Genomic DNA, 19,579 nt, shown 5'->3' with positions numbered 1-19,579 from the left:
AAGCGGCAGAGTTGATGTGTTCTGCTGATACGGGAGATTCTTGTCTACTGTTATGAAGGCATCAAATCTTGCGGCTAGCTCCGCCGATCTTTAAACCTTGCTCAACCGCTCTGCCATGCGGGTCTGCCAACCGGGGCCGGTGGCTCGCCAGCGCTCGATGACTTCTGGGGGCAGGCGCAAGGAGATGGATTTACGCGGACTGGCTGACAAAGGGCGGCCGCCTTTTTTCAGCTTGGCGCGAGCCAACATGTCTTCGGTGAGTTCTGGCAACTCTTCATATTCGTGCGGCGCAATGACATGGGTGTCAATTTGCTTCACGTTAGATGTCAAGGAGCGGCGCGATGCGGTTTTGTTCACGTTCATTGGCTTTCCTCATGCTGAAAACATGGCGGTCCGCGCCACGCGGTGTGTAGCCCACGACCACCATTCGTCCTAAGAGCAGTCCATAACAAATGAAGCGTGATTCGCCATAGTCGTGTCTCTTGTCCTCGATCTCCAATGTCACCCTTTCAAACACGATTTCGGCATCGGCAAAATCCAAACCGCGTTCTTGCAAAGTTTTGTCGCGCTTGGCTTGAGCAAAGGTGATACGCATGGTTATTGTATATACAAAAACTTAAATGCACACTTTGCGATTGGCATTGGTGGACTGATGATTCAAGGGATCAATCCAAGATATAGATCAATTCGTCTTGCGTGGTGTGAGCATGGCGCAGTGAAGAAACCGCGCTAGGTGCGAGATGGGTCAAATTGACGCCAAAGTTGGTCAGGCCGAACAGGTCGCCTAAAGGGCGCTTTTCGCGGCCTTGCATTTGGAATGCGAAGGGCTCTGGATAGTTGGAAGGCTTGGTGCGCTTGGGGGCTTTGAGGGCGACAAGGGCTACGGGGGGTGGCTGGTTTGGCATGACTAAGCCGCTTTTTGCCAACGCCACGCACCCCAGATGGCAAACCCAGCCAGCGCGTGGTGATTGAAGTCCAAAACCGATTGAAGACCCAGGGGCTCACCGCCAACCATGTGGACGATGTTGTGCACCAAAAAGAACAGTCCATAAAGGACGCTGAGAATAAATACACTGACCTTAGCTGTGCGACATGAACGGGCATGCACCGTGACCTGAACAAGCGCATTAAGGCAAAGCATCACGATGAGAACTTGCAGGCCAAGAGGGCTAGGGTCTTCGCGAAGCACCTTAGTCAGGGCTTCATATTGACCATTCATGGCGTACTGCAAAGGGCTCAGCATGAGCATGGCTAGCAAAAGCGCCAGCATGCCGCCCCATGAAGTGGCAATGATGGCGCGGTGATTAGGTTCATTTACATGCACTGGCAACTCCAAAATACAGAATAACGTTTGAGATGAGAGGCTTGACCCGGCTTGCCGGGGCAAGTCCTCTCGATTGAAGGGTTAGAACTCGCCGAGCTACTGAGCATTTGATCGCTCGACCGGCCAGCTTAAGCGGCGGACAGACGTAATCTCATTCAGCAGTGCTTGGTAGTACTCGGCGGAGACGTTCTCTTGCGCCTGCACGACGACAAGTTCGTTTCGCTGCTTCTGAATCTCTTCGGCCGGGCGGTGCTTTGCCAGAAAGTCCAACATCCGAGATCTGAAGTCGCTCTTGAGGCTGTACTGCCCGGCATTCCGTTTGACCGCTTCGGGTGTAGCGTCGAAGTCTCTTATCGCTCGCGCTTGAAGAGTCACAAGCGCATTAGAAATCCGACCTGCTTCGACCTCCAGCGCAGTTCGGTCAACCTGCCTAAGATCTGCGATTGCTTTGGCTCCGGCAATCGCATCGGTAATGCATCTCCTCACATCGACGCTTAGAAGGACGTCTTTAGACGAGTGCTTAGGCCCACTTTTTTGTTTGACTGGGTGGTCATCTGGATCGACGAGGAGGTGTGCTGTTCGAGCGCACTTTTCGACTGAGAGAACTATGAACTGCTGGACGGCAATCTGGCGGACGGAAACGTACGCTTTGTCGAGAGCCACTAGCGTCTGTTTCAGCTCAATTTCCTTTCGCGCAATTGCTTCATCTAGGAGCGCCTTTTGGTAGAGAGGAATGACAGTAAAGTAAAAGCCACCAACGGTAAGCAAGAGCAGCCCAAGTTGAGAAATATGGCTGACGCGGGGAAGCCATATATCAATTCGATTTTGGTGTGCAGCGCTCGATGCCTGAGCTTGTACTTTTAAGCGTTGGCGTCGGAAAGGTCTGGGTGCTGGCATGCGAGTTCTAACGTGTAAATAGGCTGCGCCGATCAGGCGACCGCTTGAACGTGTGGTTATGCATTTGGTGGTGAATATACGGTGGCGTTCATGTCGATGCTGCGTTCGTTTCGAAGAACCTCAAGCAACAACCTTCTAAGCTCTTGCTGCTCTTCTTCTGTCAGTTCGTACCCACGTGGATAGTAAGACGGTTGAATAATGTCTGTCTTGGAAAATGAGATATTCAAATCTTTCGCCATTAGATGAAGCAACTCTGCAAGCAGGGTGTTCGACTTCTCCTGCCAATGTGCATGACTGTCCCGTGTTTGACCTTGGTCTGTTTTCAAGTGAGAGAAATACAGCCCCCATGCGTCAACTATCTCCTGGTGATCTGAGAAAACAAACGCGATGTGATTTAACGCTTGTATGTGATCTGGGTGCAGTCTCGCGGAACGAGTTGTCATTAGTGTGCGAAAAACCCACTCTTTTCGTTCTTGGTCTTGACGATTCTTTTGCCTCCACTCGGATGCCCAGATGGCTAAAATTGGACCGACGAGAGTGGCAAAGACGATTGCGATGTCTGTGGCTTTTACTGACCAATCAATAAACATTTATCGATCCAAAGTGGGAAATGTATAACGTCTCAATTCACCGGCCTGCGCTGCTTTTCGCGCAGGTCCGGTGGAATGGTGGGTTGGGCATTACAGGAGTCCCGCCGCAGCGGAAAGTAGTGATACAGCGCCCTTGTTGCTCGTCACTTCTTGTCGGAGCTTGTTGATCTTCTGTCGAAGTGTCAGGGACTTGTCGAGAACTTCTTGCTGCTTGGCTCTGGTCTTGATATTCGCTTGAACAATCTCTTTGAATCGAGTTTCTGCATGCTCGACGTTTGCAAGAATGATCTCAAACAGAGCCAGTGCGTCAATCTTGAGAATCTCACGATTGATTCCATATTCAACCGAATACTTGGCCACCTTAACGGCGTACTCAAACTCACGTCGATCAATCGGGTTTTCGAGAGTGATAGATACTTTGCCACCTAAAAATTCCGGTTTGTTTATTTCAGCAATTATCCACTGGACGACATTACCCAGAACCGCCTTGTGATTGGCGGGCTTGTGGCGAATGGATGCTTCTAGGCGTAGCGACTTGATTTTCGTCTCGGTCACCTTCAGCTTGTTCGCAAGAAGGTAATTGCCGTCTGAGAGCAATGCAGCTGAGCCAGACAGGTGATGGAAGATGAGCAACTCGTAGTCCTTCTTCGAGATTGCTCCGAGGCCGCGTTCAGCAATTAGCGCATTGATTGCTTGTCCGAGTTCGGTTGCTTCCTGTTCCGTCAGCATGTGGTGCGTCCTCTTTGTAATGCCCAACGTCCGAATTCAGCAGACGTCAAAAAGCTTAGCTTTTTGGCGGTCCGCTGGAATGAAGTGTTAGAGCGCATTGACCCTTACCTCGGAGAATGCATCAACGAAAAGTTGCAGGTGCTCTTTGGGAGGAATAATTAGCCAGGTGCACGCGACAGTTGTGAACGCTTCAATGGCCTCGGTAGGTTCGGCAAACTTCACGCTGGCGCGTGCGATAGCAAGGACATCACTTATTGGCCCCAGGTCTCCGAAGGTGATATCGGAACTAAGATTGTGGCCTGCACGATTGCGCAGCGTATTTAGTTTAAGAATGCCTGGCTTTACAACGGCCGCACTGGCGGCCTTGTTGGGTAGCAACATCGCTTTATTGAAGAACCCTAGTTTGGCACGCTCAACATCTTCAATACCGAAATGTTCCGACAAGAAACGATCTAGGTAGTGCTCGACAACAAGGTGGCACTTAAGAAGGCGTCCCACTACGTCGTGGGGCCGACTCATTAGCTCAATGAATCGAGCATTTTCGGCATTGAAGTGCGCTTCTATCTCAGCCATATGCGGCTTGAGACGGGCAACAACCTGTTCGATTCCCTCTATGTCTCTCATGGTTGCGCTCTAAAGTGATGTAGATCGCAAAACTCGGTGGATACATCCGAGCCTGGTCGACACATCGTTTCGATGAAACACCTGCAAGCCCCTTTCGCAATGGCTCAGCGGTTCATGAACTGTGAATTCATAAAGATAAAAATTTGCCATGAAACTCAGTGCCCCTTCCTTGCAGTTCACCCGCTTGCTTGACCAGCTGCGCGAGTGTTTGCGTTATCGGCACTATAGCTTCAAAAATTTGTACTAATTAGCTCAATAATTAAATATTTATATTATTTTTAAAACAAATACTACTCATCTTCTCTGTGCCTTTCGAGGCCCATCAATGGCGTCAAACGCCAGCACCCTGTGTATGAAGAAAAGCTATCGGCTCAACCCAACCAACTCACAACCTCACAGGTATCCCGCGCTCCCGCATCCTCTGCTTCGCCTGCTGCACCGTGTACTCACCATAGTGAAAAATGCTCGCGGCCAGCACCGCATCGGCGCCGCCGGTTTGGATGCCATCGGCCAAGTGGTCGAGGTTGCCCACACCGCCAGAGGCAATCACCGGCACGGGCACGGCGTCGCTCACAGCGCGGGTCAGCGCCAAATCAAAGCCGCTTTTGGTGCCGTCGCGGTCCATGCTGGTGAGCAGTATTTCACCTGCGCCGTGTTCGGCCATTTGCGTGGCCCAGGCCACGGCGTCGAGGCCGACGTTTTTGCGGCCGCCGTGGCTGTACACATCCCACCCCGGCCCCATGGGCACGCCATTCGCGCCCAAGCGTTGCTCGTCTTCCGCACTGCGACGCTTGGCGTCAATCGCCACAACGATGCACTGCGCGCCGTATTTGGCCGAGGCGTCGCGGATCACCTGCGGGTTGGCAATGGCAGCCGAGTTAAAGCTGGTTTTGTCAGCACCCGCGTTCAAGAGGCGGCGCACATCGTCCACGGTGCGCACACCGCCGCCCACGGTCAGGGGAATAAACACCTGAGAAGCCACGGCTTCGATGATGTGCAGAATCACGTCCCGCCCATCGCTGGTGGCGGTGATGTCGAGGAAGGTGAGTTCGTCTGCGCCTTGCTCGTTGTAACGGGCGGCAACTTCCACCGGGTCACCGGCGTCGCGCAGTTCCACAAAGTTGATGCCCTTGACGACCCGTCCGGCCGTCACGTCCAGACAGGGAATGATGCGTTTGGCCAGCATCTCAGCCGTTCAGCTCGTCGGCGCGGGCCTGGGCTTTTTCGAAGTCGAGGTCGCCGCTGTAAATCGCGCGGCCGCAAATCACCCCTTCCACGCCCTCGTCTTCCACCGCGCACAGGCCTTCGATGTCTTTCATGTTGGACAAGCCGCCAGACGCGATGACGGGGATGGTGAGGGCTTGCGCCAGCTTGACGGTGGCGTCGATGTTGATGCCGCTCAGCATGCCGTCGCGGCCAATGTCGGTGTAGATGATGGACTCCACGCCGTAGTCTTCAAACTTCTTCGCCAAGTCCACCACCTCGTGGCCGGTGAGTTTGCTCCAGCCGTCGGTCGCCACTTTGCCGTCTTTGGCGTCCAGCCCCACGATGATGTGGCCGCCAAACGCGCTGCAAGCATCTTTCAAAAAGCCAGGGTTCTTGACGGCTGCGGTGCCAATGATGATGTAACGGATGCCGCCGTCGATGTATTTTTCAATCGTGTCCAAGTCGCGGATGCCGCCACCGAGTTGCACCGGAATGTCGTCGCCCACGGCCTTCAAGATGTTGCGAATGGCGCTGAAGTTTTGCGGCTTGCCAGCGAACGCGCCGTTCAGGTCCACCAAGTGCAAACGCCGTGCCCCTTTGTTCACCCACTGCAAAGCCATGTCGGCAGGGTCTTCGCTGAAGACGGTGGATTGGTCCATATCGCCTTGGATCAGGCGAACGCAGTGGCCGTCTTTGAGGTCAATGGCGGGGATGAGGAGCATGGTTAAGCAAAGGAATAAAGCCTCGGTTGAGGTACATCAGGGAGACCAAGACAAGAAATTTCGGTAGAGGGTAAGGCCAAGGTCGGCACTTTTTTCCGGATGGAATTGGGTAGCAAAAATATTACCTCGGGCAAGCACAGAGGTAAAGCTTTGGCCGTAATCGGTTACCCCCGCAGTGTGGTGCGTATCTAACGGGCGGGCGTAAAAACTATGCACAAAGTAGAAATAACTGTTGTCAGGGATGCCTTGCCACAGGGGGTGCGCTTGCGTCTGGGTCACTTGGTTCCAGCCCATTTGCGGCACCTTGAAGCGGCTGCCGTCGGCTTGGTGTTGGCCAGCCAAGTCAAATTTGACCACCTCGCCAGGGATCAACCCAAGGCTTGCTGTGCCGCCCGCGTCGCCTTCGGCGCTGTGGTCGAGCAGCATTTGCATGCCCACACACACGCCAAACAAGGGCTTATTGGCAGCGGCGTGAAGCACAGATGGCATGAGGCCGCTGTCGTGCAGCTCACGCATGCAGTCGCGCATAGCGCCTTGGCCGGGCAGCACCACGCGTTCTGCGGCGTGAACTTCTTCAGGGTTGGCGGTGATGACGACGTTGACATCCGAGCCATGGGCTGCGGCCATGACGGCCTGCGCCACCGAACGCAAATTGCCCATGCCGTAATCGATGACCGCCACGGTTCGCATAAAAGCTTAGAGCGAGCCCTTGGTGGAAGGAATCACGCCCTCGGAGCGGGGGTCGATTTCCAACGCAAAACGCAGCGCACGGGCAAAGGCCTTGAACACCGTCTCGGCTTGGTGGTGGGCGTTTTCGCCGCGCAGGTTGTCGATATGCAGGGTCACGAAGGCGTGGTTGACAAAGCCTTGGAAAAACTCAAACGCCAACTGCGAGTCGAAATTGCCAATGCTGCCGCTTTTGAAAGGCACATGCATTTCAAGGCCAGGGCGGCCAGAGAAGTCCACCACCACGCGGCTCAAGGCCTCGTCCAGCGGCACATAAGCATGGCCGTAGCGGCGAATGCCTTTTTTGTCGCCCACGGCTTTCGCAAACGCTTGGCCCAGCGTGATGCCCACGTCTTCCACCGTGTGGTGGCCGTCGATGTGTAAATCGCCTTTGGCGTGGATGTACAAGTCGATCAGGCCGTGGCGGGCGATTTGGTCCAGCATGTGGTCAAAGAAACCAATGCCAGTGGACAAGTCGGCTTGTCCCGTGCCGTCGAGGTTGATGCGCACCTGTATCTGAGTTTCCTTGGTGTCGCGACTGACTTCTGCAATGCGTGGTGTCATGGTGGCTTTCAAATGGAGGCAGGCGCCAAGGGTGTCCAAAGTTCAGTTAAGGCAGCAAGGAATTGGTCGTTCTCTTGAGGCGTTCCCACCGACGGGCGTAAACAACGGCGCAGCAAGGGATGCATTTTAGAAACGTTCTTGACCAAAATACCACGCTCACGCAAAGCTTCAAACAAGCGGGTGGCAATGTCCTCGGCGCCTTCAAAACGCACCAAGAGCATATTGGCTTGGCTGGGAAAAACCTTTACGCCTTTGAGTTGACCTAATACTGCGCTGACACGTTCGCGCTCTGAGCGGATGGCCTGTGCCTGCGCTTGAAAAACCGCTTGGTGCTCCAAGGCAAACAAAGCGCACTCGGCATTGAGCACACTGATGTTGTAGGGTGGGCGAATTTTGTCAATCTGGGCAATCACCTCGGCGCGGCCAAGCATATAGCCAATACGCACCCCCGCCAAACCAAATTTCGACAAGGTACGCATCAGCAGCACTTGGGTGTTGGCGGCGGGGTCGCGGCGAATCTCGTCCCACCACGTGAGCGATGAAAACGGCTGGTAAGCCTCGTCTAAAACCACCCAACCGCCATAAGCGCTGACTTGGGCGATGAGGCGGCGAATCACCGCCGCATCCCACAAATTGGCCGAAGGGTTGTTGGGGTAAGCCAAATAGACAATAGCTGGTTGATGTGTGGTGATGGCGGAGGACATGGCGGCTTCGTCCAACTCGAAGTCTTGCGTCAGACTGACTGGTACATAAGTCAATCCCTGTAAGCGGGTGCTCAGGGCATACATGACAAAGCCAGGTTCGGGGGCCAAAGCCACGGCACCTGGTGCTTGGCAGGCCATGGAGAGCAAAGAAATAAGTTCATCAGAGCCGTTGCCCAGCATCAGCGCATAGCCTGCGGGCATGTCCACATAAGCTTGCAGGGCGGTTTTGAGGTCTTCGGTACGCTGGCCGGGGTAGCGGTTCAGGGCCACAGCGCCCAACCTGCGGCCTAAGGCAGACTGCAAGTCGGGTGACAGGGTGTAAGGGTTTTCCATCGCATCGAGCTTGACCATGCCTGCGGCTGGCTGGACCACGTATGCGCTCATGGCCTGGATATCAGAACGGATGAAATTCAATGGGCTCATGAGTACGTTCAAATTATAGTCACCCACTAGCTGTAAGCTTTTAACCTTTCCAAGGAGTCTTTATGAAGAAACCATCTTTATCGTCCCGCGCAGCCGTTTGGGTAGGTGTTTTGGCGATCCCTTTGCTTACATCTTGCGGCAGTATCGGCGCGCTGGAGTGGTCGTCCGCCGATGCTGCTTACACCACACTGTTTGATGGCAGCGACTTGAACCAATGGAAGCCGGTAGGCAACGCCAACTGGCGACTGCAAGACAGTTTGCTGCTGGCCGATCTGGGCAGCGGTTTTTTGGTGACGCGGCAAAGCTACCAAGACTTCCAACTCAAGGTTGACTTTTGGGTGGACCCCTCAGCCAACAGCGGCATATTTATTCGCTGCACCGACTTGCAAAACATCACCTCGGCCAATGCCTATGAAGTCAATATTTTCGACCAACGGCCAGACCCCAGCTTCGGCACAGGCGCCATTGTGGACGTGGCCAAGGTATCACCCATGCCTAAAGCAGGCGGCCAATGGAACAGCTACGACATCACTTTCAAAGGTGACCGTATGGTGGTTTACCTCAATGGTGAGAAAACCGTGGATACCCGCGACAGCCGCTTGAGTGCAGCGGGCCCCATCGCATTGCAATACGAAAAAGGGGTGGTGAGGTTTAGAAATGTGCGTATCAAGGCTTTGTGAATGGAACCAAGCAAGACCTGACGGCGCATTTGCCCCATGCGCCAGGGGTCTATGTCTTTTGGGGTGACAGCAGCTTGCCTTTGTACATTGGCAAAAGTGTCGACATCCGCAGCAGGGTGATGTCTCACTTTCGCCAGCCTGATGAGGCACGCATGTTGGCACAAACCCGTCGTATCGAGTGTTTGCCCACCGCTGGTGAAATGGGCGCTTTGCTTTTAGAGTCTCGGCTCATCAAAACCCGCCAGCCCTTGTTCAATCAGCGACTCAGGCGCACCAAGCACCTGCACTCATGGCGACTCAGCGAGAGTGCGCAAGGGCTTGTGAACCAGCTTGTCAGCAGTGCTGATGTGGTGCATGGTCAAACCCAAGGTCTGTTTGGCCTGTTTTCATCGCGCCATGCAGCGCAAGAAAAATTGCGGGCCCTGGCTTTGGAGCACACATTGTGTTTGGCCACACTCGGTTTGGAAAAATCCACGACTCGCGGCTGTTTTGGTTTGCAGCTTCACCAATGCAATGGCGCTTGCGTGGGCAAAGAGGCTCGCGCAAATCATGATGAACGGTTGCGTACCGCCTTACAACAACTTCAAGTGCATGTTTGGCCTTACGCCACGGCCATTGATGTGGTGGAGCAGTCTGGCGACTGGGTGCAAAAACACCGTGTCTTGAATTGGTGCTATTTGGGAACTTGGTGCTCCAAGGGCACGGCGGTGGAGCCCCCGCAAGGCGATGTCTCCGCAAGCTTTGATGCTGACACCTATGCGATATTGGTCAAACCCCTTTTAAAGGGCGAAGCCTTGATACAGGAAGTGCTTAGTCACTGAACGCAAAGGCCGACAGCGTGGTCTGCATCACACGGTCGGAAAACACTTTGCGGCCCACGGAGTTTCCTGCCGCACCTGCCACGGTCATCAAAGGCAACAAATGTTCTTCCGCACGGGGCGGATGACAGTCACGCGCCCGTGGGGCTTTTGTCCACTCAGCCAGCAGCTGTTCACGCTCTTGGGGCTCAGCCTGAACCGCGTGGGTGAGCCAATCGTCAAACTCGTCAGAGATAGGTGCGTATTGCGGGTTGCCATAGGCACGCATATTGTGAAAGCTCATGCCACTGCCAATGATGAGAACGTCCTCATCACGCAGCGCTTGCAAGGCTCGGCCCGTATTGAGGTGGTGGGCTGGATCCAGCGATGTGTGCAATGAGACTTGCACCACCGGAATATTGGCTTGGGGAAAAAGCAGTTTCATCGGAATGAACACGCCATGGTCAAAACCACGCTTGGCATCTTGTTGCGCAGGTATGCCTTGCACTTTCAATAAATCAATAATTCGCGCCGCCAAGGCAGGGGCACCGGGTGCGGGGTAGGTCAGCTCGTAGGTATGCGGCGGGAAACCGTGATAGTCGTAAATCAACTCAGGATGTGCGCCGCTGGTGACAGCAATGTACGGCTCCAGCCAATGCGCAGACACCAACACAATCGCCTTGGGTTGACGCGGCAAGGTGCTCGCCGCGGTTTTCAAGTAATGCGCCATGCGGTCCCATGCATCGATGGGGTTCCAGTCCATGAAAAAACATGGCCCGCCCCCGTGCGGGATGAACCAGGTGGGCATGCGGGTGGGAGAGGTCGTGTTCAAGGTGTTCATACGAGCATTAGAACCATCAGTACTTACGCCAAAGTTTCCAAGGCGACAAGCATGGTGATAATTCCCCATGGTCTCTTTGCTGACAAACCGAATCAAAACTTGGGCGAAAAGCTTAAAGCGCGATGTGATGACGCTATGGTTTGTGTTCAAGCATCCACACACTCCATGGTATGCCCGCGCTTTGGCCGCTTTGCTAACAGCTTATGCGCTCAGCCCCATTGACCTTATTCCGGATTTCATTCCTGTGTTGGGTTACCTGGATGACCTGATCATTGTGCCGGCGGGCATTTGGCTGCTGCTGAAAATCATCCCAGCGCAAGTACTGATTGAATGCAGAAACCAAGCCGACGAATGGTTTCGTCAAGACCAGCAAAAACCAAGAAGTTGGGTGGGCTTGGCCATCATCCTGAGTTTGTGGAGTTTGGCTGCTTGGGTTACTTATTCCACCGTAACTGACTTCGCTAAGTTTCGAGGTTTGTCCACATCTGTACCCCTCGCGCAAGCGGTGTGATAAGCCAGCAATTGCAAGGGCACCACATGCAACAGGGGCGATAACTCGCCATAGTGCTCAGGCATACGGATCACATGCAAGCCCTCGCCCGATTCGATTCGGGTGTCGGCATCAGCCAGCACATACAGCACGCCGCCACGCGCTCTGACTTCTTGCAAATTGCTTTTGAGCTTTTCCAGCAAAGTGTCGTTGGGTGCGACGGTCACCACCGGCATGGCGCTCGTCACCAACGCCAGTGGGCCGTGTTTGAGCTCTCCTGCTGGGTAGGCCTCAGCATGGATGTAGCTGATCTCTTTCAGTTTCAAAGCGCCTTCCAAGGCGATGGGGTAGTGCAAACCACGGCCCAAGAACAAGGCGTTTTCTTTGCTGGCAAAGTCTTGCGCCCAAGCAATGAGTTGCGGCTCTAAAGCCAACACGCTTTGCAAGGCCACGGGCAAATGGCGCATGGCTTTGAGGTGTTGCGCCTCATCGGCGACGCTCAAGCGCCCTTTGGCCTTGGCAAGTGCGAGGGTGAGTAAAAACAAACCTGCCAACTGGGTGGTGAAGGCCTTGGTAGAGGCCACGCCTATCTCCACCCCTGCACGGGTGATGTAGGCCAAACTGCATTCACGCACCATGGCCGAGGTGGATACATTGCAAATGGTCAGGGTGTGCTTCATGCCCAAGCTTTGCGCATGGCGCAGGGCAGCCAAGGTGTCGGCGGTTTCCCCCGACTGGCTGATGGTGACCACCAAGCTGCGCGGGTTGGGCACGGTGGTGCGGTAGCGGTATTCACTGGCGACTTCCACTTGGCAAGGGATTTGCGCGATGCTCTCCAACCAGTACTTGGCGACGCATCCACTGTAGTAACTGGTGCCGCAAGCCAGTATCAGCACCGATTCCACCTCGACAAATACTTTCGCAGCATGACCGTCTTGGGTCAAAGTGGGGTTGTCAAACAACGCGGGCACGATGCCCTCTATTCCCTCCAAAGTATCTGCAATGGCACGGGGTTGCTCGAAAATTTCTTTTTGCATGTAGTGGCTGTAGGGCCCAAGCTCGGCCGCACCGCTGTGGGCGTTCACAGTCAACACCTCGCGCTGTACAGGTTGATGGTGGGCATCAAACACTTGGAATTTGTCTAACTGCACATCCACCACATCGCCTTCAGCCAAGTACAAGATTTGGTTGGTCACCCCCGCCAGCGCCATGGCGTCGCTGGCCAAAAAGTTTTCACCTTCGCCTTTGCCAAAAATAAGCGGCGAGCCAGCCCTGGCACCAATGACGCGGTGCGGCTCATCCTTGGCCATGACGGCGATGGCGAATGCGCCGCGCAATTGTTGGGTGGCTTGCATCACGGCTTGCAGTACATCGCCTTGGTAAAGCGAATCAATCAGGTGCGCCATCACCTCTGTGTCGGTTTGGCTAACAAAGGTGTAACCCTTGGCCTGCAAAGCTGCGCGTAGTTCTTCGTGGTTTTCGATGATGCCGTTATGCACCAACGCAATGCGGTCGCGGCTGAAATGCGGGTGCGCGTTGTGTACCGCGGGTGCGCCGTGGGTTGCCCAACGGGTGTGGGCAATGCCCGTCAAGCCTTGCAAACCATTTTTGTCGTCGTTGACTTGGACCTCCAACTCGGCCACACGCGAGGTGCTGCGAGCGCGTTGCAAACCGGCTGCTTGCCCCATTTGCACTTGCGTGCTGTTGACTGCCACACCACAAGAGTCATAGCCTCGGTACTCCAAGCGCTGCAAGCCTTGTACCAGCACAGGAACGATGTTGCGCGTAGATACCGCGCCGACGATGCCGCACATGTTTGCAGTCCTTTATTTTTTTATTTTGACGGGTCGCTGCCAATTGGCAATGCTGGTTTGCTTAGCCCTGGCCACCGTAAGTGCACCAGCAGGTGTGTCCTTGGTGATGGTGGAGCCACCTCCAATCGTGCCTCCCACGCCTAAAGTAACGGGTGCTACCAACACACAGTTGCTGCCCACATGAACATCGGCTTGGATGGTGGTGCGGTGTTTGTTGGCGCCGTCATAGTTGGCGGTGATGCTGCCGGCACCGTAGTTGACACGCTCTCCAACAGAAGCGTCGCCCAAATACGCCAAGTGGTTGGCTTTTGAGCCTTTGGCCATGGTGGAGTTTTTCACTTCCACAAAGTTGCCAATGTGCACCTCGTCGCTCAGCTGGGCACCAGGACGCAATCGGGCAAAGGGTCCAATTCGAGCATCACGCCCAATTTGCACAGCTTGATGCTCACCATCGATGTGTGTAAAAGCCTGAACAAAAGTGCCTGCACCGATGTCAGCATTGGCAATGACGCAGTTAGGTCCTATGCGCACCCCATCGCCTAAGCTGACAACACCCTCAAACACGCAGTTGACATCAATCTCCACATCTTGGCCACAGGTGAGGTTACCGCGAACATCCAAGCGGGCAGGGTCTGCCAAGCGAACGCCATCGAGCATCAAACGCTCGGCTTGCAAATGCTGAAAGGCTCGCTCGAGACAGGCCAGTTGCACAGGGTTGTTCACGCCTTCTACCTGCCAAGCATCGGTGATGGTGTGCGCCTGAACTTGACAGCCATCAGCCACGGCGAACTTCACCACATCGGTGAGGTAATACTCTTTTTGGGCGTTATGGTTGTCTAAGCGGGCCAGCCAAGCACGCAGCAAACGGGTGGGTACGGCCATGATGCCGCTGTAAATTTCTTGAATAAGGCGCTGCTCGGGCGTGGCGTCTTTTTCTTCCGTGATGGCTTGCACCTGCCCCTGTGGGTTGCGCACCAAGCGGCCATAGCCTGTGGGCTTGGGTGTTTGCAAAGTCAGCAAGGCCAAGTGCTGACCGTCACACATTCTCAGCAAAGCGCTTAAGGTGTTGGTTTGAATCAAAGGCACATCCCCGGACAGAACCAAGGTCACACCATCATCTTCAAGCACAGGCAGTGCTTGTTGCATGGCATGACCCGTGCCCAGTTGCGGTATTTGACGCACGCATTGCAAATGGTCTTTCTGGCCTAAAAAGGCTTCGACTTGCTCTGCGCCGTGACCGGTGATGACAACAACGCTTCTGGCTTGGAGTTGACCCGCAGCGTCAATCACGTGCTGCAACAAAGCCCTACCCCCCAAACGGTGTAAAACTTTGGGCATACTGCTCTTCATGCGGGTGCCCTTGCCCGCTGCCATGACCACCACATCAACAAATGCCATGAACCTGCTTCCCCTTGTTGCTCGGATTATCAATCAGCTTACTACCCGCTTTGGTCTAGGCTCCAAACTGTTGGCTTTAGGCTTGTTTACCTGCCTGAGTGCTTGCAGCTTTGTGGTGACTGGCTACAACCAAGCACCCAGTTTATTGATATTTACATGGGTCAATCCCCACTTAGACCTTAACTCAGAGCAAGACAAGCAGTTGCGTGCAGATTTGCAGGTGTTGCACCAGTGGCACCGCCAGCAGCAGTTGCCCGTCTATGCAGATGTTTTGCAAAAAATGGCGGCGCTGGCACCCAAGGAACTGACGGGATCGCAAATTTGTACGCTGGTCGATGAATTCAAAGATACCCTCGAACCCTTGTCGCAGCAAATGGCGCCGGCCATTGCCCGATTGGCCTTGAAGTTAACCCCTGCGCAAATTCAGCGACTGGAGCAACAGGTCGACAAAGACAACAAGGATTACCGCAAAGAATGGAAGTTCGATGCCAATGCCGCAGAGCAGTTGCAGGTGCAGACTGACAAGGGCGTGGAAAACGCCGAACGCTTGTATGACCGCTTGGATAAAAAACAAAAAGCTTTGGTCAAACAACTGGCCAAGGAATCGCAGTTTGACTTGCCAAAGAGTTGGGCCGAACGCCTAAGGCGTCAGCAAGACACGGTAAGCACTTTGGAGCGCATCGCTAAATCAACACAAGGGTTTGCAGCAGCACAACAAGAGGCCACGGCTTTGATTACCCGAAGTTTGCTCAACTCACCCGATGAGGCTTATCGAGACTATGCCGAGATGCGCAAAACCATCAATTGCGAGGCTGCAGCGCAGTTGCATAACACCACCAGTGCAGCACAAAGAGAATTTGCATTAAAAACACTGAAGGCTTATGAGGCTGACATTCGTGCTTTGTCAAAAGCCAAGGCTTCTTGAATCAAGCTTGCAGTGCAGCCCACATTTGCTTGTCTCGCTCTGCTGTCCAAATTCGTGGGTGCTTGATGCCACTGGCCTCGTCAAAAGCACGGCTCACATCAAACGGTAAACAGTGCTCGTAAATAAACACCTGTCCAAACACGGGGTCCATGTGCTGACGGGTATGCGCCATGGCGGCTTTCAAGTCCATTTTTTGCGCCACGGCTTCGTGTCCGCATTGAAACAAGGTCTCTACCCATAGCTTGGTGTAGTCCAAAGCCTTGTTCACATCTGCGTTACCTCGCATGGCTTCGCCACGACCGGGCACAATCGCCTCAGCTTGCAAATCCCGCAAAGCCTCTAAAGTGGTGGGCCACTCGGCCAAGTGAGCGTCGCCTGTGTAAACACCTGCCAAGTACTCCACCAAATCGCCGCTGAATAAAACCTTTTCAGCTTCTACCCAAGCAATGGTGTCACCTCGTGTGTGGCCGGCGCCTGGGTGCCAAATATCGACTTGAACACCACCCAAATCGATGCGCAAACTGCCCTGACGCCCGGGCTTACCATCGCCAATCACCATGGTCGGCCATGTGAGGCCTGGCACGCTGTCAGCGCCGCGAAACAAGCGGGGAAAGCGGTCCATCTCGCTTTGCATGTCTTGGGCACCGCGCTCGACGATCAAGTCATAAGTGCCTTTGCTGGCTATCACCTCGGTCGCACCTTCGGCCAGATACGCACTGGCACCCAGCACACGCACAGCGTGGTAGTGCGTCAGCAAAACATATTTGATGGGCTTGTCGCTAACTGTGCGTATCTTGGCAATCAAATCTTTGGCCATCAAAGGCGTGGCCGTTGCGTCGCTCACCAAAATGTATTTGTCGCCAATGATGACGCCCGAATTGGGGTCACCTTCTGCGGTGTAGGCCCAGCAGTGGGGGCTGAGTTGGGTGAAGCTGATGTGTTTATCGGTCAAATCGCTTTGACTGGCAAATGCTTTAGACATATTTTTTCCTTGGGCTTAACCTACGCTTGAATTAAAACCGTTTTCTAAGGTGTCAATGACCTCTTTGGCAAACGCATCGTAACTGAGTGGCCCCTGGGGTCTGAGCCAAGTGAAAGTCCAGTTGATCATGCCAAACAGCATCATGGTCAGGGGAATTTTATTTTGCGCATGGATGCGACTTGGATAGGCTTGTGCCAACATATCGCCCAAAGCGCTGACCACTTTCCGCTGGCGTTCAACCACCAAGCCACGCTGTGACTCACTGAGAAATTGGGTGCTGTGCAACAAAGCAATGTGGCGGGTTGCAGAGCTTTCATAGGTTTGCAAAAAACGTTTGACCACGCTGTGAACTGTCTCTTGTGGGCTGAGCTTTGATTGAAGCCCTTGAGCTTGTACCTCTGCCAGCAATTGCAGCAAAAGCAGGGTGTAGCGGTCTAGCAAATCGAAAAGTATGGCCTGTTTGCTGTCGTAGTAATGGTAGAGCCGCGCCTTTGACGTACCCAGAGCCTTGGCCAAATCATTCATACTGGCAGACGGATAGGAAGAAGCCGCAAAGCAGCTTGCGGCTACCTCCAAAATCTCTTCTCGCTTGAGGTCGTGGGTTGCAGATTTAGGTCGCGCCATCCAACACCTTTAAGACATTGGCCACACCACGCCGTTTTCATTCAACAAAGCATCCAAGGGCACATCATGAGGCTCTGCAATGAAGTCGGATAAAAAACCATGGGTAAAACCCAAACCTACGGTGTAGGGTTTAGGCTCGATTTGGTTTAAGGTGCGGTCATAAAACCCACCGCCGTACCCCAAGCGGTAGCCACCCGGCCCATACCCCACGCAAGGGACAAAAAGCAAGGTGGGTTGAATAATTTCCGTGTCTTTCGGCTTGGGTATGTTGTAAGCATCTTCTTCCATGGCGCAACCTGGGTACCAAGAATGAAATGTCAGGGTTTTGGTTTGCTTGTCCATGACGGGCAAACCGATTCGCCGGCGAAGGGGATGGTCTAGCAATTCACCATCTTCTTTCCATCTGTGCAATGCAGGCAAGGGGTCAAACTCCCCTTTGATTGGCCAATAAGCACCAATGACTGTGTGCGGTTGATCGAACAACCAAATGCGCATGACTCTTTGCAGAAGGTCTGCACGTCGCTCTCTGTCAGGCATTTGCAGTCTTGTTTGAATCAGTTCTTGGCGCAGGGCTTTTTTGTCCATGGGAGAATCCAACCATCCTGTTAGTTGATTGATTGTGTCATGCCTCCATTATTTGTTCGAATTGTTTGTTGCATCCTCTTGATGAGTTGCATGACGATGGCAACCGCAGGCAATAAACACAAAGCCCCTGCCAAGCCTGCGCCACCCACCAGACCGGCCGATGCCGCCGATGCGGTGTTCATCGACATGTCGCAAGCCTTTCAAAAGGGCGACCGCAAAAGACTGGCAACATTGTTACCGCAAGCCAAAGGGCATGTACTAGAGCCCTGGGCTGCGTTTTGGGAATTGCGTCTGCGCCTAGGCGATGCCTCAGACCATGAAATCAAAAGTTTTCTTCAGCGCTACGCCGGCACCTACCAAGAAGACAGAATGCGCAACGATTGGTTGTTGCTGCTTGGCGAGCGACGCGAATGGGCACAGTTTGAGCGCGAGTACGCCCTCTACCGAATGCACGACGACAAGGAAATCGAGTGCTACGCCAAACTTCTGGAAGTTCAACAAAAAGACCTCAATGCAGGCTCCTCTCCCATCGAAGATATTCGCCGCAATTGGCTGAGCCTCAAGCAATCTGATGAGGGTTGTACTTATGCGGCTTCCCAACTGCTGAAACAACATAAATTTAACCCCAAAGATGTCTGGCTTAAAGCACGCTTATCGGTTGAGAGCAACCGCAAAGTACCAAGCAGAGACGCGCTGAAGTTGGTCTCTGACCACAATATGGCAGTGGTCGATGAACTCTTTGCAAACGGAGGCCGTTTTTTATCACAGCGGGCTTCCAATATGGGGGCGGAGTCTTCTGATTGGATGACCTTGGCTCTGATTAAAGCAGCTACCGCAGACCATGACAACGCCATCAAGTTGCTGCAAAACAAATCGACTTCGTCTTTAAGTAACGAGGACAAACAATGGGTCTGGGGTGTCATCGCTAAACAGGCTGCACAGCAATTAGATGATAAAGCCTTGGACTACTTTGCCAATGCAAGCCATACCAATCTGAGCGATGATATGTTGGCGTGGAAAGTGCGAGCCGCATTGCGAGCCGGCAAAACACCTGCATGGTCTGCTATTCAATCTGCGGTAGACGCCATGAGTGCTACGGCACAAAAAGACCCTGCTTGGGTGTATTGGCGAGCACGCGCTGTGATGGGTCAGCAATCTGTTGCTTCACCACCCACAGGACAAGCCTTGACCGCATTGCAAAGCATCGCAGGACCACAAGGTTTTTATGAGCAATTAGCAAGCGAAGAATTAGGCAAAAAAATCGCAATACCTCCTCGACCACTGCCGCCTCAGCCACAAGAAACTGCGGCGGTAAAAGCCAACCCCTTGCTACAGCGGGCTTTATACGCCATCAAAATTGGTTTGCGCCAAGACGGTGTGCGTGAGTGGAATTACGCCACAGGACTGGTCGACAGCGCAGGGCAACGTGGCCGCTTGAATGAGCGTGAAAGACTTGCTGCCGCACAACTTGCTTGCGACCAAGCCATTTGGGACAGGTGCATCAACACCAGTGAGCGCAGCGTCCAAATGGATGTGATGCATCGCTATCCCATGCCTTTCAGAGAAGATGTCATTGAAGCCGCCAACAGTATTGGTCTGAGCTCGGCGTATGTGTATGGTTTGATAAGGCAAGAAAGCCGCTTTATATTGGATGCCAAATCCAGCGTAGGAGCATCAGGGTTGATGCAGATCATGCCAGCAACCGCCAAATGGACGGCTAAGCGCATGGGCATGAAGAATTTTCGTCCCGAACAACTGCAACAGCGCAAAACCAATATCGCTATCGGAACGCAATACCTTAAATTGGTCTTAGATAATTTCCAAGGCTCTATGCCCATGGCCGCTGCTGCCTACAACGCGGGTCCAAGTCGTCCAAGGCGCTGGCGCAATGGTCCTGAGATGGAGGGTGCCGCTTGGGCTGAATGCATTCCCTT

24 protein-coding genes are annotated in these 19,579 nt (G+C 53.8%); 5 read left to right on the top strand and 19 right to left on the bottom strand.

Going from position 1 to position 19,579, the window contains the following annotated elements; all coding sequences use genetic code 11:
* Positions 1-90: 90 nt before the first annotated feature.
* The 13 genes from AC9UEO_RS02220 to hisC all read right to left on the bottom strand — a co-directional run bounded on the left by AC9UEO_RS02220 (position 91) and on the right by hisC (position 8,509).
* Positions 91-318, bottom strand: coding sequence for a BrnA antitoxin family protein (locus AC9UEO_RS02220; RefSeq protein ID WP_509529305.1), 228 nt, complete (start codon positions 316-318; stop codon positions 91-93).
* A 1-nt stretch (position 319) separates the two neighbouring features.
* Entirely contained in the window at positions 320-595 is a 276-nt protein-coding gene (locus AC9UEO_RS02215; RefSeq protein WP_509529302.1) for a BrnT family toxin, read from the bottom strand.
* Between the two features lie 70 nt (positions 596-665).
* A complete protein-coding gene (locus AC9UEO_RS02210; protein ID WP_509529300.1) occupies positions 666-905 on the bottom strand; it encodes a cupin domain-containing protein in 240 nt (79 codons plus the stop codon).
* A gap of 2 nt (positions 906-907) precedes the next feature.
* A complete protein-coding gene (locus AC9UEO_RS02205) occupies positions 908-1,324 on the bottom strand; it encodes a hypothetical protein (protein WP_509529298.1) in 417 nt (138 codons plus the stop codon).
* 96 nt (positions 1,325-1,420) lie between these two features.
* Entirely contained in the window at positions 1,421-2,221 is an 801-nt protein-coding gene (locus tag AC9UEO_RS02200) for a hypothetical protein (protein ID WP_509529296.1), read from the bottom strand.
* A gap of 56 nt (positions 2,222-2,277) precedes the next feature.
* Positions 2,278-2,811, bottom strand: a complete 534-nt coding sequence (locus AC9UEO_RS02195; protein ID WP_509529294.1) for a DUF6680 family protein — start codon at positions 2,809-2,811, stop codon at positions 2,278-2,280.
* A 90-nt stretch (positions 2,812-2,901) separates the two neighbouring features.
* Positions 2,902-3,540: a hypothetical protein gene (locus AC9UEO_RS02190; protein WP_509529291.1), complete on the bottom strand. Its 639-nt coding sequence runs from the start codon at positions 3,538-3,540 to the stop codon at positions 2,902-2,904.
* A gap of 87 nt (positions 3,541-3,627) precedes the next feature.
* On the bottom strand, positions 3,628-4,164 hold the full coding sequence (locus tag AC9UEO_RS02185; RefSeq protein WP_509529289.1) for a hypothetical protein: 537 nt from the start codon (positions 4,162-4,164) through the stop codon (positions 3,628-3,630).
* A 385-nt stretch (positions 4,165-4,549) separates the two neighbouring features.
* Complete coding sequence (gene hisF / locus AC9UEO_RS02180) at positions 4,550-5,350, bottom strand: imidazole glycerol phosphate synthase subunit HisF (RefSeq protein WP_509529287.1); 801 nt, start codon at positions 5,348-5,350, stop codon at positions 4,550-4,552.
* Position 5,351: 1 nt separating this feature from the next.
* Complete coding sequence (gene hisA / locus AC9UEO_RS02175; RefSeq protein ID WP_509529284.1) at positions 5,352-6,092, bottom strand: 1-(5-phosphoribosyl)-5-[(5-phosphoribosylamino)methylideneamino]imidazole-4-carboxamide isomerase; 741 nt, start codon at positions 6,090-6,092, stop codon at positions 5,352-5,354.
* 36 nt (positions 6,093-6,128) lie between these two features.
* The gene (gene hisH, locus AC9UEO_RS02170; protein ID WP_509529282.1) at positions 6,129-6,782 is read right to left on the bottom strand and encodes an imidazole glycerol phosphate synthase subunit HisH; all 654 of its coding nucleotides are present in this window, start codon (positions 6,780-6,782) and stop codon (positions 6,129-6,131) included.
* A gap of 6 nt (positions 6,783-6,788) precedes the next feature.
* Positions 6,789-7,382 (bottom strand): imidazoleglycerol-phosphate dehydratase HisB, encoded by a 594-nt coding sequence (gene hisB / locus AC9UEO_RS02165; protein WP_509529280.1) that lies wholly within the window; start codon positions 7,380-7,382, stop codon positions 6,789-6,791.
* An 8-nt stretch (positions 7,383-7,390) separates the two neighbouring features.
* Positions 7,391-8,509 carry a histidinol-phosphate transaminase gene (gene hisC / locus AC9UEO_RS02160; protein ID WP_509529278.1) on the bottom strand — a complete coding sequence of 373 codons (1,119 nt, stop codon included), beginning with the start codon at positions 8,507-8,509 and terminating at the stop codon, positions 7,391-7,393.
* 62 nt (positions 8,510-8,571) lie between these two features.
* On the opposite strand from hisC, the gene AC9UEO_RS02155 reads away from it, so the two are divergent.
* Positions 8,572-9,189 carry a 3-keto-disaccharide hydrolase gene (locus AC9UEO_RS02155; protein WP_509529275.1) on the top strand — a complete coding sequence of 206 codons (618 nt, stop codon included), beginning with the start codon at positions 8,572-8,574 and terminating at the stop codon, positions 9,187-9,189.
* Positions 9,186-10,010 carry an endonuclease gene (locus AC9UEO_RS02150; protein WP_509529273.1) on the top strand — a complete coding sequence of 275 codons (825 nt, stop codon included), beginning with the start codon at positions 9,186-9,188 and terminating at the stop codon, positions 10,008-10,010. The genes AC9UEO_RS02155 and AC9UEO_RS02150 overlap by 4 nt, the downstream gene beginning before the upstream one ends.
* Here the strand turns inward: AC9UEO_RS02150 and AC9UEO_RS02145 are convergent.
* Positions 10,000-10,827, bottom strand: coding sequence for a DODA-type extradiol aromatic ring-opening family dioxygenase (locus AC9UEO_RS02145; RefSeq protein WP_509529270.1), 828 nt, complete (start codon positions 10,825-10,827; stop codon positions 10,000-10,002). The two genes, AC9UEO_RS02150 and AC9UEO_RS02145, sit on opposite strands and share 11 nt — an antisense overlap.
* 67 nt (positions 10,828-10,894) lie before the next feature.
* On the opposite strand from AC9UEO_RS02145, the gene AC9UEO_RS02140 reads away from it, so the two are divergent.
* The gene (locus AC9UEO_RS02140) at positions 10,895-11,338 is read left to right on the top strand and encodes a YkvA family protein (RefSeq protein WP_509529268.1); all 444 of its coding nucleotides are present in this window, start codon (positions 10,895-10,897) and stop codon (positions 11,336-11,338) included.
* Here the strand turns inward: AC9UEO_RS02140 and glmS are convergent.
* Both glmS and glmU read right to left on the bottom strand, forming a co-directional pair.
* Positions 11,266-13,131, bottom strand: a complete 1,866-nt coding sequence (gene glmS, locus AC9UEO_RS02135) for a glutamine--fructose-6-phosphate transaminase (isomerizing) (protein WP_509529265.1) — start codon at positions 13,129-13,131, stop codon at positions 11,266-11,268. The two genes, AC9UEO_RS02140 and glmS, sit on opposite strands and share 73 nt — an antisense overlap.
* A 12-nt stretch (positions 13,132-13,143) precedes the next feature.
* Positions 13,144-14,529 carry a bifunctional UDP-N-acetylglucosamine diphosphorylase/glucosamine-1-phosphate N-acetyltransferase GlmU gene (gene glmU, locus AC9UEO_RS02130; RefSeq protein WP_509529262.1) on the bottom strand — a complete coding sequence of 462 codons (1,386 nt, stop codon included), beginning with the start codon at positions 14,527-14,529 and terminating at the stop codon, positions 13,144-13,146.
* Between glmU and AC9UEO_RS02125 the strand changes: the two genes are divergently transcribed.
* The gene (locus AC9UEO_RS02125; protein WP_509529260.1) at positions 14,528-15,454 is read left to right on the top strand and encodes a DUF6279 family lipoprotein; all 927 of its coding nucleotides are present in this window, start codon (positions 14,528-14,530) and stop codon (positions 15,452-15,454) included. The genes glmU and AC9UEO_RS02125 overlap by 2 nt on opposite strands.
* 1 nt (position 15,455) lies before the next feature.
* Here AC9UEO_RS02125 and AC9UEO_RS02120 read toward each other — a convergent pair whose 3' ends face one another.
* The 3 genes from AC9UEO_RS02120 to AC9UEO_RS02110 are packed head-to-tail and all read right to left on the bottom strand — an operon-like array spanning position 15,456 to position 17,645.
* The gene (locus AC9UEO_RS02120) at positions 15,456-16,436 is read right to left on the bottom strand and encodes an MBL fold metallo-hydrolase (RefSeq protein ID WP_509529258.1); all 981 of its coding nucleotides are present in this window, start codon (positions 16,434-16,436) and stop codon (positions 15,456-15,458) included.
* Between the two features lie 15 nt (positions 16,437-16,451).
* Positions 16,452-17,060: a TetR/AcrR family transcriptional regulator gene (locus tag AC9UEO_RS02115; RefSeq protein WP_509529256.1), complete on the bottom strand. Its 609-nt coding sequence runs from the start codon at positions 17,058-17,060 to the stop codon at positions 16,452-16,454.
* A gap of 9 nt (positions 17,061-17,069) precedes the next feature.
* Positions 17,070-17,645, bottom strand: a complete 576-nt coding sequence (locus tag AC9UEO_RS02110; protein WP_509529253.1) for a 5-formyltetrahydrofolate cyclo-ligase — start codon at positions 17,643-17,645, stop codon at positions 17,070-17,072.
* 81 nt (positions 17,646-17,726) lie between these two features.
* Here AC9UEO_RS02110 and AC9UEO_RS02105 point away from each other — a divergent pair.
* The coding region (locus AC9UEO_RS02105; protein ID WP_509529251.1) for a lytic transglycosylase domain-containing protein at positions 17,727-19,579 on the top strand (1,853 nt) is incomplete at its 3' end.

The organism is Limnohabitans sp. (assembly GCF_040401495.1).
Classification (GTDB): domain Bacteria; phylum Pseudomonadota; class Gammaproteobacteria; order Burkholderiales; family Burkholderiaceae_C; genus Limnohabitans.
The sequence above is the reverse complement of the archived record's forward strand: the minus strand, read 5'-3'. Positions and strand labels throughout refer to the sequence as shown.

Coding starts and splice junctions, on each gene's coding strand:
- glmU (WP_509529262.1), bottom strand. CDS start 14,529: ATGGCATTTGTTGATGTGGTGGTCATGGCAGCGGGCAAGGGCACCCGC.
- hisC (WP_509529278.1), bottom strand. CDS start 8,509: ATGAGCCCATTGAATTTCATCCGTTCTGATATCCAGGCCATGAGCGCA.
- AC9UEO_RS02215 (WP_509529302.1), bottom strand. CDS start 595: ATGCGTATCACCTTTGCTCAAGCCAAGCGCGACAAAACTTTGCAAGAA.
- hisB (WP_509529280.1), bottom strand. CDS start 7,382: ATGACACCACGCATTGCAGAAGTCAGTCGCGACACCAAGGAAACTCAG.
- AC9UEO_RS02140 (WP_509529268.1), top strand. CDS start 10,895: ATGGTCTCTTTGCTGACAAACCGAATCAAAACTTGGGCGAAAAGCTTA.
- AC9UEO_RS02115 (WP_509529256.1), bottom strand. CDS start 17,060: ATGGCGCGACCTAAATCTGCAACCCACGACCTCAAGCGAGAAGAGATT.
- AC9UEO_RS02200 (WP_509529296.1), bottom strand. CDS start 2,221: ATGCCAGCACCCAGACCTTTCCGACGCCAACGCTTAAAAGTACAAGCT.
- hisA (WP_509529284.1), bottom strand. CDS start 6,092: ATGCTCCTCATCCCCGCCATTGACCTCAAAGACGGCCACTGCGTTCGC.
- AC9UEO_RS02110 (WP_509529253.1), bottom strand. CDS start 17,645: ATGGACAAAAAAGCCCTGCGCCAAGAACTGATTCAAACAAGACTGCAA.
- AC9UEO_RS02210 (WP_509529300.1), bottom strand. CDS start 905: ATGCCAAACCAGCCACCCCCCGTAGCCCTTGTCGCCCTCAAAGCCCCC.
- AC9UEO_RS02155 (WP_509529275.1), top strand. CDS start 8,572: ATGAAGAAACCATCTTTATCGTCCCGCGCAGCCGTTTGGGTAGGTGTT.
- AC9UEO_RS02120 (WP_509529258.1), bottom strand. CDS start 16,436: ATGTCTAAAGCATTTGCCAGTCAAAGCGATTTGACCGATAAACACATC.
- AC9UEO_RS02125 (WP_509529260.1), top strand. CDS start 14,528: ATGAACCTGCTTCCCCTTGTTGCTCGGATTATCAATCAGCTTACTACC.
- glmS (WP_509529265.1), bottom strand. CDS start 13,131: ATGTGCGGCATCGTCGGCGCGGTATCTACGCGCAACATCGTTCCTGTG.
- hisH (WP_509529282.1), bottom strand. CDS start 6,782: ATGCGAACCGTGGCGGTCATCGATTACGGCATGGGCAATTTGCGTTCG.
- hisF (WP_509529287.1), bottom strand. CDS start 5,350: ATGCTGGCCAAACGCATCATTCCCTGTCTGGACGTGACGGCCGGACGG.
- AC9UEO_RS02145 (WP_509529270.1), bottom strand. CDS start 10,827: ATGAACACCTTGAACACGACCTCTCCCACCCGCATGCCCACCTGGTTC.
- AC9UEO_RS02195 (WP_509529294.1), bottom strand. CDS start 2,811: ATGTTTATTGATTGGTCAGTAAAAGCCACAGACATCGCAATCGTCTTT.
- AC9UEO_RS02190 (WP_509529291.1), bottom strand. CDS start 3,540: ATGCTGACGGAACAGGAAGCAACCGAACTCGGACAAGCAATCAATGCG.
- AC9UEO_RS02185 (WP_509529289.1), bottom strand. CDS start 4,164: ATGAGAGACATAGAGGGAATCGAACAGGTTGTTGCCCGTCTCAAGCCG.